This is a genomic window from Methylomarinovum tepidoasis (genome assembly GCF_030294985.1).
GTDB classification, from domain to species: domain Bacteria; phylum Pseudomonadota; class Gammaproteobacteria; order Methylococcales; family Methylothermaceae; genus Methylohalobius; species Methylohalobius tepidoasis.
This window is the reverse complement of record NZ_AP024718.1, coordinates 2,315,277-2,329,316: the sequence shown is the minus strand read 5'-3', so window position 1 is coordinate 2,329,316 and position 14,040 is coordinate 2,315,277. Positions and strand designations below refer to the sequence as shown.

Here is a 14,040-nt window from a genome sequence, read left to right as displayed (position 1 = left end):
AGATAAAAGCTATAACTGTGATCCGAAGCTTCAGAGACAAACGAACAGCAGCAATCTTTCAGGGGTTGTTCGTCAGCGGTCTTCCGAAATCCATGCAGCCTAGAGCTTTGGATAAACTCAGGATGATTCACAATGCCGCCACGATCGAGGATCTGCGCTCACCCCCGGGCAACCGTCTGGAAAAGCTCACAGGCAATCGGTCGGGGCAATACAGCATCCGGATCAACCAGCAATGGCGCATCTGTTTCCGCTGGGAGGAAGGAGATGCCTGGGATGTGGAAATCACCGATTATCATTGAGGTTCGACGATGAGCATTTCGTTTGAAGAACTGTCCCGAACCGATTATTCCGACATCACGACCGGAGAAGTCATCCCCATCAGCACGCCTGGCGAGATTCTGCGCCGGGAGTTCATGGAACCCTTGGGGTTGTCGGCCAACGCCCTTGCCAAAGCCCTGAAGGTGCCTGCCAACCGGATCACCGCCATCCTCCATGGAGGCCGTTCCATCACTGCCGATACGGCGCTGCGGCTTGGGCGCTATTTCGGCACCACGGCGGAATTCTGGATCAACCTGCAGAAGGATTACGAACTGCGGCTGGCACGCCGCAAATTGGAAAAACAGATTGAAATAGAGGTTAAACCGCTGGAGTCTGCGTGACGCTCACCGCAAACGATTGTTTCCGGCACAGGCTTCGATGAGGCGCATGCGCTACGGCCCCCGTCGGCATCGGTGGTGACAACCGCCAGTTTCCTCGATCCGGTATTCTCTTCGGTGTATTCCTGGCCTTGACCTCCGCCGCCCGCCGGCCCTGATCGTCGACTTCCCCTTCATACCGTGCCAGCAGCTCGGCCAGCTCCGCCTCGATCGCCTGTTGAATCAACTGCCGTGCACCGCGCCTCAGCAGCTCCGTCAGAGGGTCCTCAACTCCCTCTGGCGAGGGCAAGGCAACTACGTTATCTTTGCTCATGGTGGCGTACCTCCTCTGCTGTTCATCAGTTGGGCAAAACCGATTTCAGCAGGGTACGCCGCCTTCTTCAATCACCGTTCATACACCAGTTTTGAGCATAGCTCTAACCATGCCCAGGAAACGCACTTCCTTTTTCGAAGATCTCATCGATCTGGTGGCCCGCCTGCCCTGGTGGGCCGGGGTACTGTTTGCCGTGATCGGCTACCTAGCTCTGCACCGTCTAGCGCTTCAGCCTGTGGGCACCGCCGCCACGCTGGAGGGCACCGCCGGTCTAGTTGGCCGCCAGATGATGGTCGGGTTTGCCAACCTCATGCAATACCTGATTCCATTCGCCGCGCTCTTTGGGGCTGGCATTTCCGCCTTTCACCGTCATCAGGGCAAGAAATTGTACCGGCAGCTGACCGAGTCCCCCTCCCGCAGCATGCTGGACCGGATGAGCTGGCGTCAGTTTGAGCTCCTGGCAGGCGAAGCTTTCCGGCAACAGGGTTATCAGATTGAGGAAAGGGGCAGCGATGGTCCCGATGGCGGCGTCGATCTGGTGCTACACCGCGACGGTAAAAAATATCTGGTCCAGTGCAAGCACTGGAAGACCCGGCGGGTCGGGGTCAAGCCGGTGCGGGAGCTGTTCGGGGTCATGGCGGCGGAAGGTGCTGATGGCGGCTTCGTGGTCGCATCAGGGCAATTTACCGAGGATGCCCGGCGTTTCGTTCAAAACAAGCCCATCGAACTGGTGGACACGGAACAGTTGCTCGCCCTGGTCAACCCCCAGGAACCGGCTGGCAACGTCTCCGACACGGAGGATAACGTCCCATCCTGCCCGATCTGCGAAGCGCCAATGGTCGAGCGCACCGCCAGGAAGGGGCCACGCGCTGGTGAAAGCTTTTGGGGCTGCTCGCGGTTCCCAAAATGTCGGGGGACGAGACCCCGGTGATCGGAAAGCGCGCCTTCCTCGCTGGTCAGTTTGTGCGCCCGGTGCCAGCGCCGTTATCTTCGCGGTATACGCGCGGCGAGGCGGGTGTTTCCCGGACGGCGGGCAGCGTGATCCATAGCGGATGAGCGGGCCGCCCCGTCACTGCGACATCGCCGTCATCGGCGCCGGTCCTGCCGGCAGCAGCGCCGCCGCATTGCTGGCCCGGGACGGGTTCGACGTGGTGGTGCTGGAGCGGGCCCGGTATCCGCGGCCGATGGTGGGCGAGAGCCTGATTCCCCATTTCTGGAAATACACCGATCTGACCGGCGCCACCCCGGCGATCGAGGCCGAGGGATTCGTCGCCAAGGCGGGGGGGATCACGGTGTGGGACGGGGAGATCCACCGCATCCGCTTTGCCGACTTCGGCTTTGAGCGTCCGGCGCTGCACGTGGAGCGCGACGTCTTCGACCACCTGTTGCTGCGCCACGCCAAGCGCTGCGGGGCGCGGGTGTTCGAGCAGGTGACCGTCACCGACGTGGTGCCCGGGGAGGAAATCCGGCTGCGCTGGGTGGATCGCTGCGGAAACCCGCCGGCACGGGGCTCGCTGCGCTGCCGCTATCTGGTGGACGCCAGCGGGGCATCGAGCCTGGTGGCGCGCCGCCTCGGCCGCCGTCATTTGGCCCGGTCCCCCCATCAGTTTCTGTCCTTCTGGGGCTATTTCGAAAATTCCCGCTTCATCGACGGCGAGGGCCGGGCGCGGGATTTCGCAGCGCTAAAGGCCGTGCGTCCGGTCACCTTCGTCTGCGCCTACGAGGACGGGTGGATCTGGCACATCCCACTGCGCCGGAGCACCAGCGTCGGCCTGGTGATTTACCGTGACCGGGTCCGGGGACTGGAGGGGGCGGCGCGCCAGCGTTACTTCCTGGAAACCTGCGCTCGGGCGCCCTGTCTGCGGGAGCTGCTGGCCCCGGCCCGCTTCGTCGAAGGTTCCTTGAGCGGGCGGCCGGACTTTTCCTATCACGTGACGCAGGTAGCCGAGGACAATCTTTACTGCATCGGCGATGCCGGCGGTTTCGTCGATCCGGTCTTCTCCCACGGGGTGCTCAACGCCTTCTACGGGGCGTCGCTGGCCGCCCTGGCGATCCGCGAATCCCTGCACGACCCGCCCCGGCGGCGGCGCCACGCCCAACTGTGCGCCCACCGCCTGCACCAGTTCTACAGCTTCTCCCGCGCCCTGGCTCTGGGAGACGTCGGCGTCAACGGCGTCGATTTCGAGTTGGTGAGGCGCTTCATGCGCTCGGTGCCGCGGCGGGAGTTGGAGCTGATGCTGGCGGTGTCCCACATCACCCACCGCACCCGCCATTTCCGCCGGTTGATCGAGGCTGCGGGATTGACAGCGTTGGACGGGCGGCTGGAAGACAAGGCCCGGCGGTTGCCGAGGCTGTGGATCTGAGCGGGCTGGAGCGCGCCGTCTGGCATTATTGATTCGGCCGGGCCTGTCCCTTCACCCTGCATTTCGACGGCGACGTGCTGGATCATCTCCAGTTCTGATGCCGGGCCGGTAGCCTTCCCCGGTCCCCAGCAGCGCTGCGATCAGATTCTTCAGCGCCTCGTCGGAGCCGGAAAACAGCCGCCCGGCGGCAGCATCGTTGAGCCACGCGCTCATGCCGCCGGCTTCCTCCAGCCCCCGGGCGCCGAGGATGTGGAGGGCGTCCAGGGTCGATTCCAGAAAGGCTTGCGAAGCCACCAGCTTGGTCTGGGCCGAGGCCAGGGTCAGGCGCTGGCCGGCGTCGGCCAGGCGGGCGCATTCCCGCAGCCACAGGTGGACAGTGTCGAGGCGGGTGCGCATGTCGGCGATGCGGTGGGCGATGGCCTGGTGGCGGCCCAGGTGGGAATCGCCGCTGCAGCGCTCGCGGCTGAAGGCGATCACCCGTTCCAGCTGCCATTCCATCACCCCGGCGATGCCGGCGAAGATGAAAGCCCGCTCCCACTCCAGCGCCTGCTGGATCAGCGCCAGACCGGCGCCGGGCCTGCCCAGCAGGCGGCCGGCGGGAAGCCGGCAGCCCTCGAGCACGACCTCGCCCATCGGTGCGCTGCGGCAAGCGGCCACGGTATGGTCCTGGCGATAGTGCACGCCGGGATCGTCCTTCAGCACCACGAAGGCGGACACGACCTCGTCGAGACGGGCGTAGACGATCAGCAGGTCGGCCGCCGGCACGTTGGTGATGTAGCGCTTTTCCCCCTCGAGGCGGAAGCCTTCGCCGCAGCGGATGGCCTGGGCCGTCATCGTCGCCGGGTCGGAGCCGCCCTGCGGTTCGGTGATGGCGTGGCCGCCGAGCCACTGCCCGCTGACCAGTCGCGGTAGCCAGCGGTTGCGCTGGGCATCGTCGCCGTGACGCAGCAGGGGGAACAGCGCTCCCCACAGGTGGGCGCCCGCCGCCAGCACCAGGCCGGGATCGCGGTATTCCCGCCCCAGGCGGATATGGGCCTGGAGCAGCCCGGAAAAGCCGTCTTCCAGACCGCCCCAGGATTCCGGGACGGCATGGCGGAACAGGCCGGTGCGGCCGAGGGCGGAAAGGTTCATGACCATCGGGAGAATTCTACCGTCCGGGTCCGTGTAAGAAAGGCAAGAGAACAGATTTCGCCGCGTTGCTTCATTAAACCTCCTCTCCCTCCCTCGGCCGGTCCTCGCGACCGGCTTTTCTTTTTCCCGTCAGCTGTCGGCGCAGCGCTTCCAGATCCGGCTTGCCGTTGGCGAGCCGGGGCAGGGCGGGCAGGCGGGTGATGCGGGCGGGAACCATGTAGCCGGGCAGGCGGGCGCGCAGCGCCAGGCGCAGGGCCGCGGGGGTGCCGTCGCCGACCACGGCGGCGTGCAGCCGGGGGGCGTCCGGGGTGTCGCAGGCGACCACCGCGGCGGCCGTGACTCCAGGCAGGGCCAGCAGGGCGGCCTCCACCTCGGCCGGCTCCACCCGGTGGCCGGCGATCTTCACCATGCGGTCGAGGCGGCCGCGCCAGACGTATTCCCCATATTCGTTGACTTCCACCCGGTCACCGGTGGCGTACCAGCCCTCACGATCCAGCGCCGGCCGCAGGTGGCCTTCCCGCCAGTAACCGGACAGCAGGGTCGGGCCGCGGACCTTCAGCTCACCGCTGCCAGGATCGACCTTCAATTCGTCGCCGCAGGCGGGGCGGCCGATGGGAATCGGATCTTCGCTGTCGAGACGGTCGCGGTCCACCGGCCAGCAGCAGCAGACGTTGGTTTCCGTGGGACCGTAGAGGTTGAACAGCGCCGCCCGGGGCAGGGCGTCCGCCAGCCGCCTCAGCGCCGGGGTGGGGAACGGCTCGCCGGCGAAGAGGAGAAAACGCAGCGCTGGTAACGGGATCTCCGCCAGCCCGCCCTTGCAGGCCCAGAATCCCAGCAGCGATGGGATGGTGTAGAAACCGGTGATGCCGCGGGCGGCCAGCCACTGGGTGAAACGGCGCGGGGCCATGGTCAGGCCGTCGGGGAGGAAATCGGCACAGCTTCCGGCGCCGAGCACCGAGAACAGGTCGAAGGTGGACAGGTCGAACGCCAGCGGGGCGATGGTGGCGATACGGTCGGCCGGCGTCAGCCTCACCAGGTCACGGGCCCAGTCGGCGAAGGCGGCGATGGCGCCGTGGCTGAGGGCGACGCCCTTGGGTCGGCCGGTGGAGCCGGAGGTATAGAGGATCGCCGCCAGGGTTTCAACCTGGCTTGGGCCGACGAGGGGCGCGTCATGCTCTCCCCGGGGGAGTACGGTGGGCAGTTCCGTCCGGTTTTCCCAGGTGATGACGGCGCCGGCACGGGCGTCGGTCACGATGGCCTGGCGGCGGGTCGGTGGGGCTTTGGGGTCGAGGGGCAGATAGGGATGGCCCGCGGCGAGGATGCCCAGCACGGCGCAGGCGGCGTCTATACCGCGGGGCAGGTCGATGGCCACCGGCGTGCCCGGCGGCAGGCGCAGGCGGTCGAGTTCAATGGCGATGGCGGCGGCCCGGCGGGCCAGCCCGGCGTAGCTGAGGGTTAGGTCGCCCTCCCGCAACGCGGGGGCGTTAGGGCGGGCGGCCACCTGGGTCAGAAAAGGGCCCAGCAGTGGGGAAGCGTCAGCCGGAAAGGAGTTCATCGTGCAGATACCTGCGGAAGCGCGCCGCCCAGTCCTCGTCCAGGTCCGGGACCAGATGGTTGATGGCGGCCTGGAGGCGGCCGTCGAAACGGGCGAACAGCACCGCCAGCGAAGGCGGGGCGGTGACCTGACAGGCGTGATGGACGCCGGTGACCGGGGGGCCGAGAAAATCCGGGCGGCGCAAGCGGATTTCGCCCACGTCGGAGAACCAGGCCGAAGCCCGTTCACCGCCGGACTTCTGCCGGCGCAGGATTTCCGCGTAACGTTCCAGAGACAGCCACTGCCCCAGCCACATCAGGGGCAGATAGGCCTGATCCAGCTCCCGGCGAATGGCGTCTTCGTGCTGGGCCCGTAGGTGACGGAACAGGGCGTCGCGGTCGGCGGTGGCGGCGTGCCCGGCCTGGGCGAACAGTGCCGCCACCTGGTTGCCGGTGACCGGCGCCGGGGCGTTGCCGGGACGCAAATCGAAGGCGTAGGGAATGCACCAGGCGTCGCACCGCTCAGCCGGGCCGGTGGCCTCCAGCGCCCGCATCAGACAGCCGATGAGATACAGGGTCTGGCCGCCGAGACCCACCCGACGGCGGGCGCTTTCCAGCACCGCTTTGGTTTCGTCCCGGTCCAGGAGTAGCACGGTATGACGCAGCCGGCGGGGACCTGCGGTCGCTCGGGCCGGCTGGCTGCTGGCGAGGCGGTCGATCCAGTCGTTGTGGCGTTTGCCGCGCCACAGCAGTTTCAGCCGCCGGAGCCAGGACCAGCCGCGCAGCTTTTGCAGCACCAGGGCGGTCTCCCTGCCGTGGTAGCGGTCCCGTGTTTGCGGTTCGGCCGCCAGATAATCGAGCAGGCGTTTGACCCCGCCGGCATCGAGCAGGGGATGCAGCCAGCGGACCACCAGCAGGGTGCGTTCCGGGGCGGTCAGGCAGTGGCAATCCAGGGGCGGGGAGGCGAAGGCGTCGCCGGCGTCGTTGAGCAGGTCCGCCAGTACGGCGCTGAGGTCGCCGTCCCAGCAGCGGGTGTGCAGGGGAATGCCGCCGCCCTGCGGCTGCCAGGCGAAACGCCGTCCCCGTGACACCAGCCGGGCGTCGAGGGCGGGAAAATGACGGCCCAGTTCGGCCAGTCCGGCTTCCAGGGCGGCGATATCCGGTTCGCCCGCCAGTTCCAGGGCGATGGCGCACCAGGCGCCGGGCAGTCCGGCCTTGCGGATCTCCCGGTCCATCGTCAGGAGGAAATGGTCGGCCGGGTTCAAGGGGATGGGGGCCGTCATCGGCGGTGGGCTTCGATCCAGCGGCTCAGGTTGTCGAGGGTGCGGACGGTGTCCGGTTCGATGTCGGTGTCGGGCAGGGTGACGTCGAATTCACGTTCGGCGAACATGATCAGGCGCATGATGCCGAGGCTGTCGAGGCCGGCCTCGAGCAGATCGTCGTCGTCACCGAAAGCGTCGGGGTCTTCGCAGTAAACCAGCTCGCCGAGGACGAAATCGCGCAGGCGGGATTTGATGTCGTTCATGGGACCGATGTTCTTTCCGTTTCGAGCAAGATACCATATCCGCTCGTCATCACAACCAAGCAAAGGGGGAAAACATGCGAATTCGGTTGTTGCTGCTGGGCGTCTGTCTGGGGTTGGCGGTGGGCGGCTGCGCCAGTCAGGGCGGCCATTCGGACGCATCGCAGGCGGCCGCGGGGTCGCCGGTCAAACGGAGCGAAGGCGCTGTCGCCACGCCGGAAATACCTGCCGACAGCCCACTGGCCAAGATCCAGCCGGGCATGAGCGAAGGCCGCGTGTACGACATCCTCGGTCAACCCACCGAAACCAAGACCTACCTGACCGGCAAGCAGTGGATTCCGTTCTACTTCGGTCCCGACGTCCACCGCAAGGAGGCCTACTTCAAAGGGCTGGGACGGATCGTGTTCGTGCCCAGCGGCGCCATGGGAACCGGGGTCTATAAGGTCCATCAGGTCATCTACGATCCCACCGAGGACGGCTACGCCGATTGATGCAGGCCGGTTTCCACCGGGAATCGCGGCGGCACCGCTACGACGCCGTGGTTGTCGGCGCCGGCATCGGCGGGTTGACGGCAGCGGCCTTGCTGGCCCGCTGTGGGCGCTCGGTGCTGGTGATCGAGCGTCACGACCGCCCCGGCGGTTACCTGCACGGCTTCCGCCGCCGCGGCATCCAGTGTGACGCCGGGGTGCATACGGTCGGCGGCTGCGCCGCTTCCGGCCCCCCGCACCGGCGAGTGCTGGGGATGCTGGTGGAGAGCCTGGGGCTGGAGGGCCGGGTCCGGTTCCTGGCGGTGGATCCGGTGGCCCATATGGTGTTTCCGGACGGACGCATCGCCCTGCCCCAGGGATTGACCGCCCTGCGGGAATCTTTGGGGGAACGCTTCCCGGCCCACCGCCAGGGGCTGGAAGCGTTTCTCGATCTGGCCGCAGCACTGGCGGACCAGGCTTGTCGTGCTGCCGCCGGCCAGGGACAGGATTTTCCCTTGCTGGCCCGTTTCCGTCAGGCGACCCTGGCGCAGGTCATGGCCGATCATTTCTCCGATCCCCGCCTGATGGCGGTGCTGGCAGGACTCTGGCCTTACCTGGGTTTGCCGCCGGAGCGGCTGTCGTTCCTCTACTGGGCGCTGATGTTCATGGGCTACGTCCGGGACGGGGCCGGTTACTGCCAGGGTTCGTTCCAGCGTCTGGCCGACGCGCTGGCCGGGTGCATCGAGGCGGCCGGCGGCGAGTTGCTCTACCGCACCGGGGTGCGCCGGATCGTGCTGGCGGACGGGCGTGCTGCCGGGGTGATGACCGAAACCGGTCAGGACATCAAGGCCGATGTGGTGATCGCCAACGCCGATCTGCGTCACACCATGGAGCATCTGGTGGCGGCCGACCGGGTCCCGTCCCGTTACCTGCAGCGGCTGCGGCGGATGCAGCCGTCTCTGTCAGCTTTCGTCACCTATCTCGGTGTCGATTCCCCGCCGCCGGCCACTGCGGCGCACGAGGTTTTCTTCTATCCCGGCTGGGACCACGAACGGGCCTTCGATGCCACCTGCCGGGGGACGCCGGACTGGTTCTCCGTCACCTGCCCGACCCATACCGATCCCGGTCTAAGTCGCGATGGCGGCCACTTGCTGATGCTGACCACCCTGGCCCCTTACCGGCTTGCCGAGGACTGGCGCGTGCTGAAATCCCGCTTCCAGCAGCGTCTGCTGGCCCGGGCCGAGGCTTGGTTGCCGGGGCTCGGGGCGCGCATCCGCTGGGTGGAGTCGGGAACCCCGCGCACCATGATGCGCTATACCTTCAATCACCAGGGGGCCGCCTACGGCTGGGCCGCCTCGCCGCGCCAGGTGGGGCCGGGGCGGCCGGCGGTGGAGACGCCCCTGCCGGGGCTGTATCTGGCTGGCCATTGGGCCACCCCCGGCGGCGGGGTGTATGGGGCGGCGCTGTCGGGGGTGATGGCGGCCCAGGCGGTGCTGGGCATCCCCGAGCAGGAGATGCTGTGGCGTCGGGTCAGCGGCGGCGCAGGCGGCTGAGCAGCGCTTCCAGGTCGGCCTGTCTCACCTTGCCGGTGGGCGTGCGGGGAATGGCCTCGACGAACAGCAGCGGCCGGGGCAGGAACACCGGGTCGATGCGCTGGCGCAGCCGGGCGAGGAGGGTGCGGCGGTCCAGGCGGCTGACCACCAAGGCGCCCACCCGGTTGGTCTCGGTGGGAAAGAACAGGCCGTCCTCGACGCCGTCGATGGACTGGATGTGATGGTTCAGTTCCCCCAGGGCGATGCGCTTGCCGCCCACCTTGATCAGCTCCCGGCTGCGTCCCAGCATCCGCAGACGGCCGCCGCCAAGCGGTTCGAAGCGGTCCGCGAGGACGACGGGACGAGGTAGCCAGGGCGCGTGGACGGTGACGCCTTCGGTGCTACAGTCCAGCCGGACCCCGGGATAGGGGCGCCAGCCTTCCTCGCGGGCGGGGCGGCGCCAGGCGAGCGACTGGGTTTCGGTGCTGCCGTAGATTTCCCACACCGGCCGGCCGGTGGCGGCTTCCAGTTCCTGTGCCAGGCCGGGATCGAGCGGGGCGGTAGCCGACAGGATGCCCGCCAGGTTGCGCCAGCGCGGCGCCGAGCCCAGGCAGGCGCGCAGCTGCAGCGGGGTGGAAACCAGCAAGACCGGGCGGGGGCTGCGGGCCAGCAGGCGGAGGATGTCCTCGGGATAGAAGGGGCGGGCGGCGGTCAGCCGCAGCCGGGAACAGAGCGGCCAGATCACCGCGGTTTCCAGGGCGAACAGGTGCTGGGCCGGGGTGGTGGCGACCACGTCCCAGTCCCGCCCGCCCAGACCCAGGGCGGCGAGGGCGCAGCGGGCGCCGCGGGTCAGCATCGCTCCGGTCTTCTCCCAGGCCGCCGGCCGGCCGCTGGAGCCGGAGGTGAAACACATAAGCCGCAGCCGAACGCGCCAGCGGTGTAGGGGCGGCCAGGGAGACGGCTGGTGAGGAAAGGCAGGAGCAGGATCGATGGCGTCATCGCTCACGAGGGCGGCGTCGGGGAAACGGGCCTGCAATTCCGCCACGGCGGCGGGGCTGTGGGTGGGTGGCAGCAGGCAGCGTTGCCGCCGGCATGCGGCGTGCAGCAGGACGGCGGTGAAACGGATGCGGTCCCGGCACAGGTTGACGAGGGGACGGCGGCACGGCAGCCCCGGCGCCAGGGCGGCGATCCAGCGTTGGAGCTCGTCGGGCGGGGTTCTGGAACGCATGGGCATGGTTTCATGAAGCAGGCGGCATTGTGCCACAGCCTCGACCGCGTTGCATTTCCCCGGCGGGCATGAAAAAATCTGCGGTCAACCGCATCGAGATGCCGTGAACTACCCGCCCCGACGTTTCCCCATTACCGAGTTGCTGCCCCAGCGCGGCGCCATGCGCCTGGTGGACGAGGTGGTGGAGATCACCGACGAGAGCGCTCGTACCGCCCTGACCGTGCGCGACGATCCGCTGTTTCTGCTGGAGCCGGGCCGCGTCCCGGCCTGGGTGGGGTTGGAGTACATGGCCCAGACCGTGGCCGTCTGGTCCGGCTATCATTGCCTTTACCGGGGGGAGCCGATCCGGGCCGGCCTGCTGCTGGGAACGCGGCGGTTCGAGGCGGCGGTGGATCATTTCTCGGTGGGACAAAAGCTTTGCGTGCAGGCGCGGCGGGTGTTCCGGGCCGCCAACGACATGTGCGTGTTCGACTGCGCGATCGAAGCCGGCAGGCCACTGGCCGATGCCCGTCTGAACGTGCTGCTGCCGCAGGATCTGAAAGCCTATCTGGAGCGCTCTGATGAAGTCTGAAACCGTCCTGGTCACCGGCGCCAGCCGTGGCATCGGCCGTGCCATCGCCGCGCGCCTGGCGCGCGAAGGGTACGATCTGGTCCTGACCTGCCGCCGTAATCTGGCGCTGCTCGAAGCGCTGGCGGAGGAAATGGGCCGGAACCACGGCGTCACCGTGCGCTGTCTGGCCTTCGACGTGGCCGACCGGGCCGCCGCTACCGCAGCGCTGGAGGCCGACGTCGCCGCCCACGGGGCCTATTATGGCGTGGTCTGCAACGCCGGCCTGACCGCCGATGCGGTGTTTCCCGCCATGACCGGGGAGGAATGGGACCGGGTGGTGCATACCAATCTGGACGGTTTCTACAACGTGCTCCGGCCGCTGGTGCTGCCCATGATCCAGCGCCGCCGGCCGGGGCGGATCGTCACCATCGCCTCGGTGGCCGGCCTCCTGGGGAACCGCGGCCAGGTCAACTACAGCGCCGCCAAGGCCGGCGTCATCGGCGCTACCAAGGCGCTGGCCCTGGAGCTGGCCAAGCGCCGCATCACCGTCAACTGTGTCGCCCCCGGCCTGATCGATACCGACATGGTCGCCGACCTGCCTTTGGACGAGATCAAAGCCCACATCCCCCAGCGTCGTCTCGGCAAGCCGGAGGAAGTGGCGGGACTGGTGGCGTTCCTGCTGTCGCCGGAGGCGGCCTACGTCACCCGCCAGGTCATCGCCGTCGACGGGGGGTTGAGCGGATGAAGCGGGTGGTGGTCACCGGCATGGCGGCCATCTCCCCCCTGGGGTCGGACTGGGCCACGGTGCGGGAGCGGCTGCGGCAGCGGCGCAACGCCGTGGTCCGGCGCGACGAGTGGGCGTCCTACGAAGGGCTGCATTGCCTGTTGGCGGCGCCGGTGACCGATTTCCAGCTGCCGGAGCACTATACCCGCAAGCGCACCCGCAGCATGGGGCGGGTGTCGCTGCTGGCGGTGCGCGCCAGCGAGCTGGCGCTGGCCGATGCCGGCCTGCTGGGCGACCCCATCGTCACTTCCGGGGAAACCGGCGTGGCCTACGGATCTTCGGTGGGCTCCACCGACGCCATCGCCGATTTCGGCGCCATGCTGCTCCACCACCGCCTCGGCGGCCTCAACGCCAGCACCTATCTGAGGATGATGGGGCATACTACCGCGGTCAACGTCGCCCTGTTCTTCCAGGTGCGCGGTCGCATCGTTCCCGCGGTGAGCGCCTGCACTTCCGGCAGCCAGGCCATCGGTTTCGCCTGCGAGGCGATCCGCACCGGGCGCCAGACGGTGATGATCGCCGGCGGGGCGGAGGAGCTGTGCCCCACGGAAGTGGCGGTGTTCGACACCCTGTACGCCGCCAGCACCCGCAACGCTACGCCGCAGGCGACCCCCCGCCCCTTCGACTGCGACCGCGACGGCTTGGTGCTGGGAGAGGGGGCCTGCACCCTGATCCTGGAGGACCGCGACCACGCCCTGGCGCGCGGCGCCCGCATCCACGCCGAAATTGTCGGTTTCGGCACCAACGCCGACGGCGCCCACGTCACCCAGCCGTCGCGCCCCACCATGCGCCGGGCGATGGAGCTGGCGCTGGAGGATGCCGGCCTACCGCCGCAAGCGGTGGGTTACGTCAGTGCTCATGGCACCGGCACCCGCCAGGGAGACGAGGCCGAGAGCTGGGCCACCTGGGATGTCTACGGCGAGCGCACGCCGGTCAGCACCCTCAAGAGCTACACCGGCCATACCTTGGGAGCCTGCGGAGCGCTGGAAGCCTGGGTGGCGATCGAAATGATGCGCGAGGGCTGGTTCCATCCCAATCTCAATCTGGAGCATCCCGATCCTGCCTGCGCGCCGCTGGACTATCTCACCGGGGGCGGCCGAAAGCTCGACTGCGAGGTGGTGGCGAGTCACAATTTCGCCTTCGGCGGCATCAACACCGCCCTGATCTTGCGCCGTCCCCCCTGAGATGGAACGGGGCTTGCGCTTTGCCGCCACCGTGCTCAGCTATCTGGTCTACGGGCTGGGCGCGTTGCTGGTGTGGTGGCTGATCTATCCGGCCACCGCCTGGCGTCATCCGCCCGCCGTCCGTCCGGCCTACGCCCGCCGTCTGAGCCGGCGGGCGTTTCGCTTTTTCGTCGAATGGATGCGCCGGACCGGGGTGTGGGACTTTCACCTGGAAGGTGCGCAGCGCCTGCGTGGCCGAGGGCGGGTGATCGTCGCCAACCACCCCTCGTTTCTCGACATCGTGCTGCTGTTCGCCTTCGTGGAGGACGCCGTGTGCGTGGTCAAGCCGTCGCTGGCGCGGGTGCCACTGGTGGGCCGGCCGATTCGCTGCTGCGGTCACATCCGCGCGGACGATTCGCAGACCCTGCTGCCGGCGGCGTTGGCCGCGCTGCGGCAAGGCGCCAACCTGATCCTGTTCCCCCAGGGGACCCGCACCCCGCCGGGGGAGCCCTGTCGCTTCCACCGCAGCGCCGCCCGCATCGCGCTGGAGGCCGGTGCGTCCATCGTGCCCGTGTTTCTGCGTTACCGACCCCTGTTGCTGGGCAAGGGGCAGTCCTGGCACCAGGTGCCCGAGCATCGGCCTGCGGTGACGGTGACCGTGGGGGCGGAAATCGAACCTGAAAAGGTCATCGACGCGGAGCTGCCCTTGTCCGTGGCCGCCAGGCGTTTGACCCGCCATCTGGAACGGTTGTATTCCGACTGGCAGGCATAAGGAAGGCGCTTTGAGAACCCAGGCTC

General features: G+C 68.0%; 15 protein-coding genes and 1 pseudogene. 10 read left to right on the top strand and 6 right to left on the bottom strand.

The features are described 5' to 3' along the window. Positions 1-17: 17 nt before the first annotated feature. Positions 18-299, top strand: coding sequence for a type II toxin-antitoxin system RelE/ParE family toxin (locus tag MIN45_RS11735; protein WP_286292461.1), 282 nt, complete (start codon positions 18-20; stop codon positions 297-299). Positions 300-308: 9 nt separating this feature from the next. After that, positions 309-659 (top strand): HigA family addiction module antitoxin, encoded by a 351-nt coding sequence (locus tag MIN45_RS11730; protein WP_286292459.1) that lies wholly within the window; start codon positions 309-311, stop codon positions 657-659. Between the two features lie 180 nt (positions 660-839). Here the strand turns inward: MIN45_RS11730 and MIN45_RS11725 are convergent. Further along, a pseudogene (locus MIN45_RS11725) lies at positions 840-969 on the bottom strand (IS256 family transposase); the annotation flags it as partial. Here MIN45_RS11725 and MIN45_RS11720 point away from each other — a divergent pair. Beyond that, complete coding sequence (locus tag MIN45_RS11720; RefSeq protein WP_286292457.1) at positions 968-1,900, top strand: restriction endonuclease; 933 nt, start codon at positions 968-970, stop codon at positions 1,898-1,900. The pseudogene MIN45_RS11725 and the gene MIN45_RS11720 sit on opposite strands and share 2 nt — an antisense overlap. Before the next feature lie 121 nt (positions 1,901-2,021). Continuing rightward, entirely contained in the window at positions 2,022-3,332 is a 1,311-nt protein-coding gene (locus tag MIN45_RS11715) for an NAD(P)/FAD-dependent oxidoreductase (RefSeq protein WP_286292455.1), read from the top strand. A gap of 51 nt (positions 3,333-3,383) precedes the next feature. Here the strand turns inward: MIN45_RS11715 and MIN45_RS11710 are convergent, their stop codons facing one another. From MIN45_RS11710 to MIN45_RS11695, 4 genes are all read right to left on the bottom strand, one after another. Then, positions 3,384-4,463, bottom strand: a complete 1,080-nt coding sequence (locus MIN45_RS11710; protein WP_286292448.1) for an acyl-CoA dehydrogenase family protein — start codon at positions 4,461-4,463, stop codon at positions 3,384-3,386. Between the two features lie 73 nt (positions 4,464-4,536). Then, positions 4,537-6,018 (bottom strand): AMP-binding protein, encoded by a 1,482-nt coding sequence (locus MIN45_RS11705; RefSeq protein ID WP_286292447.1) that lies wholly within the window; start codon positions 6,016-6,018, stop codon positions 4,537-4,539. Beyond that, on the bottom strand, positions 5,999-7,279 hold the full coding sequence (locus tag MIN45_RS11700; protein WP_286292446.1) for a hypothetical protein: 1,281 nt from the start codon (positions 7,277-7,279) through the stop codon (positions 5,999-6,001). The genes MIN45_RS11705 and MIN45_RS11700 overlap by 20 nt, the downstream gene beginning before the upstream one ends. Next, a complete protein-coding gene (locus tag MIN45_RS11695; RefSeq protein WP_286292445.1) occupies positions 7,276-7,521 on the bottom strand; it encodes an acyl carrier protein in 246 nt (81 codons plus the stop codon). The genes MIN45_RS11700 and MIN45_RS11695 overlap by 4 nt, the downstream gene beginning before the upstream one ends. 74 nt (positions 7,522-7,595) lie before the next feature. On the opposite strand from MIN45_RS11695, the gene MIN45_RS11690 reads away from it, so the two are divergent. Together MIN45_RS11690 and MIN45_RS11685 are read left to right on the top strand one after the other, a co-directional pair. Continuing rightward, positions 7,596-8,009: a hypothetical protein gene (locus MIN45_RS11690; protein WP_286292443.1), complete on the top strand. Its 414-nt coding sequence runs from the start codon at positions 7,596-7,598 to the stop codon at positions 8,007-8,009. Then, positions 8,009-9,538, top strand: coding sequence for a phytoene desaturase family protein (locus MIN45_RS11685; RefSeq protein ID WP_286292442.1), 1,530 nt, complete (start codon positions 8,009-8,011; stop codon positions 9,536-9,538). The genes MIN45_RS11690 and MIN45_RS11685 overlap by 1 nt, the downstream gene beginning before the upstream one ends. On the opposite strand, the gene MIN45_RS11680 is transcribed toward MIN45_RS11685, so the two are convergent. Continuing rightward, on the bottom strand, positions 9,516-10,745 hold the full coding sequence (locus MIN45_RS11680; protein ID WP_286292441.1) for an AMP-binding protein: 1,230 nt from the start codon (positions 10,743-10,745) through the stop codon (positions 9,516-9,518). The two genes, MIN45_RS11685 and MIN45_RS11680, sit on opposite strands and share 23 nt — an antisense overlap. Before the next feature lie 103 nt (positions 10,746-10,848). On the opposite strand from MIN45_RS11680, the gene MIN45_RS11675 reads away from it, so the two are divergent. The 4 genes from MIN45_RS11675 to MIN45_RS11660 are packed head-to-tail and all read left to right on the top strand — an operon-like array spanning position 10,849 to position 14,014. Next, positions 10,849-11,316: a hotdog family protein gene (locus tag MIN45_RS11675; protein ID WP_286292440.1), complete on the top strand. Its 468-nt coding sequence runs from the start codon at positions 10,849-10,851 to the stop codon at positions 11,314-11,316. After that, positions 11,306-12,040: a 3-oxoacyl-ACP reductase FabG gene (fabG, locus tag MIN45_RS11670; RefSeq protein WP_286292439.1), complete on the top strand. Its 735-nt coding sequence runs from the start codon at positions 11,306-11,308 to the stop codon at positions 12,038-12,040. The genes MIN45_RS11675 and fabG overlap by 11 nt, the downstream gene beginning before the upstream one ends. After that, entirely contained in the window at positions 12,037-13,263 is a 1,227-nt protein-coding gene (locus MIN45_RS11665) for a beta-ketoacyl-ACP synthase (RefSeq protein WP_286292438.1), read from the top strand. Before fabG ends, MIN45_RS11665 begins: the two co-directional genes overlap by 4 nt. 13 nt (positions 13,264-13,276) lie before the next feature. After that, positions 13,277-14,014, top strand: a complete 738-nt coding sequence (locus MIN45_RS11660) for a lysophospholipid acyltransferase family protein (protein WP_286292436.1) — start codon at positions 13,277-13,279, stop codon at positions 14,012-14,014. Positions 14,015-14,040: the final 26 nt, after the last annotated feature.

Excerpts from the sequence above, each read along its gene's own strand:
- MIN45_RS11730 (WP_286292459.1), top strand. The coding sequence starts at position 309 with ATGAGCATTTCGTTTGAAGAACTGTCCCGAACCGATTATTCCGACATC.
- MIN45_RS11720 (WP_286292457.1), top strand. The coding sequence starts at position 968 with ATGGTGGCGTACCTCCTCTGCTGTTCATCAGTTGGGCAAAACCGATTT.
- MIN45_RS11715 (WP_286292455.1), top strand. The coding sequence starts at position 2,022 with ATGAGCGGGCCGCCCCGTCACTGCGACATCGCCGTCATCGGCGCCGGT.
- MIN45_RS11710 (WP_286292448.1), bottom strand. The coding sequence starts at position 4,463 with ATGAACCTTTCCGCCCTCGGCCGCACCGGCCTGTTCCGCCATGCCGTC.
- MIN45_RS11705 (WP_286292447.1), bottom strand. The coding sequence starts at position 6,018 with ATGAACTCCTTTCCGGCTGACGCTTCCCCACTGCTGGGCCCTTTTCTG.
- MIN45_RS11700 (WP_286292446.1), bottom strand. The coding sequence starts at position 7,279 with ATGACGGCCCCCATCCCCTTGAACCCGGCCGACCATTTCCTCCTGACG.
- MIN45_RS11695 (WP_286292445.1), bottom strand. The coding sequence starts at position 7,521 with ATGAACGACATCAAATCCCGCCTGCGCGATTTCGTCCTCGGCGAGCTG.
- MIN45_RS11690 (WP_286292443.1), top strand. The coding sequence starts at position 7,596 with ATGCGAATTCGGTTGTTGCTGCTGGGCGTCTGTCTGGGGTTGGCGGTG.
- MIN45_RS11685 (WP_286292442.1), top strand. The coding sequence starts at position 8,009 with ATGCAGGCCGGTTTCCACCGGGAATCGCGGCGGCACCGCTACGACGCC.
- MIN45_RS11680 (WP_286292441.1), bottom strand. The coding sequence starts at position 10,745 with ATGCGTTCCAGAACCCCGCCCGACGAGCTCCAACGCTGGATCGCCGCC.
- fabG (WP_286292439.1), top strand. The coding sequence starts at position 11,306 with ATGAAGTCTGAAACCGTCCTGGTCACCGGCGCCAGCCGTGGCATCGGC.
- MIN45_RS11665 (WP_286292438.1), top strand. The coding sequence starts at position 12,037 with ATGAAGCGGGTGGTGGTCACCGGCATGGCGGCCATCTCCCCCCTGGGG.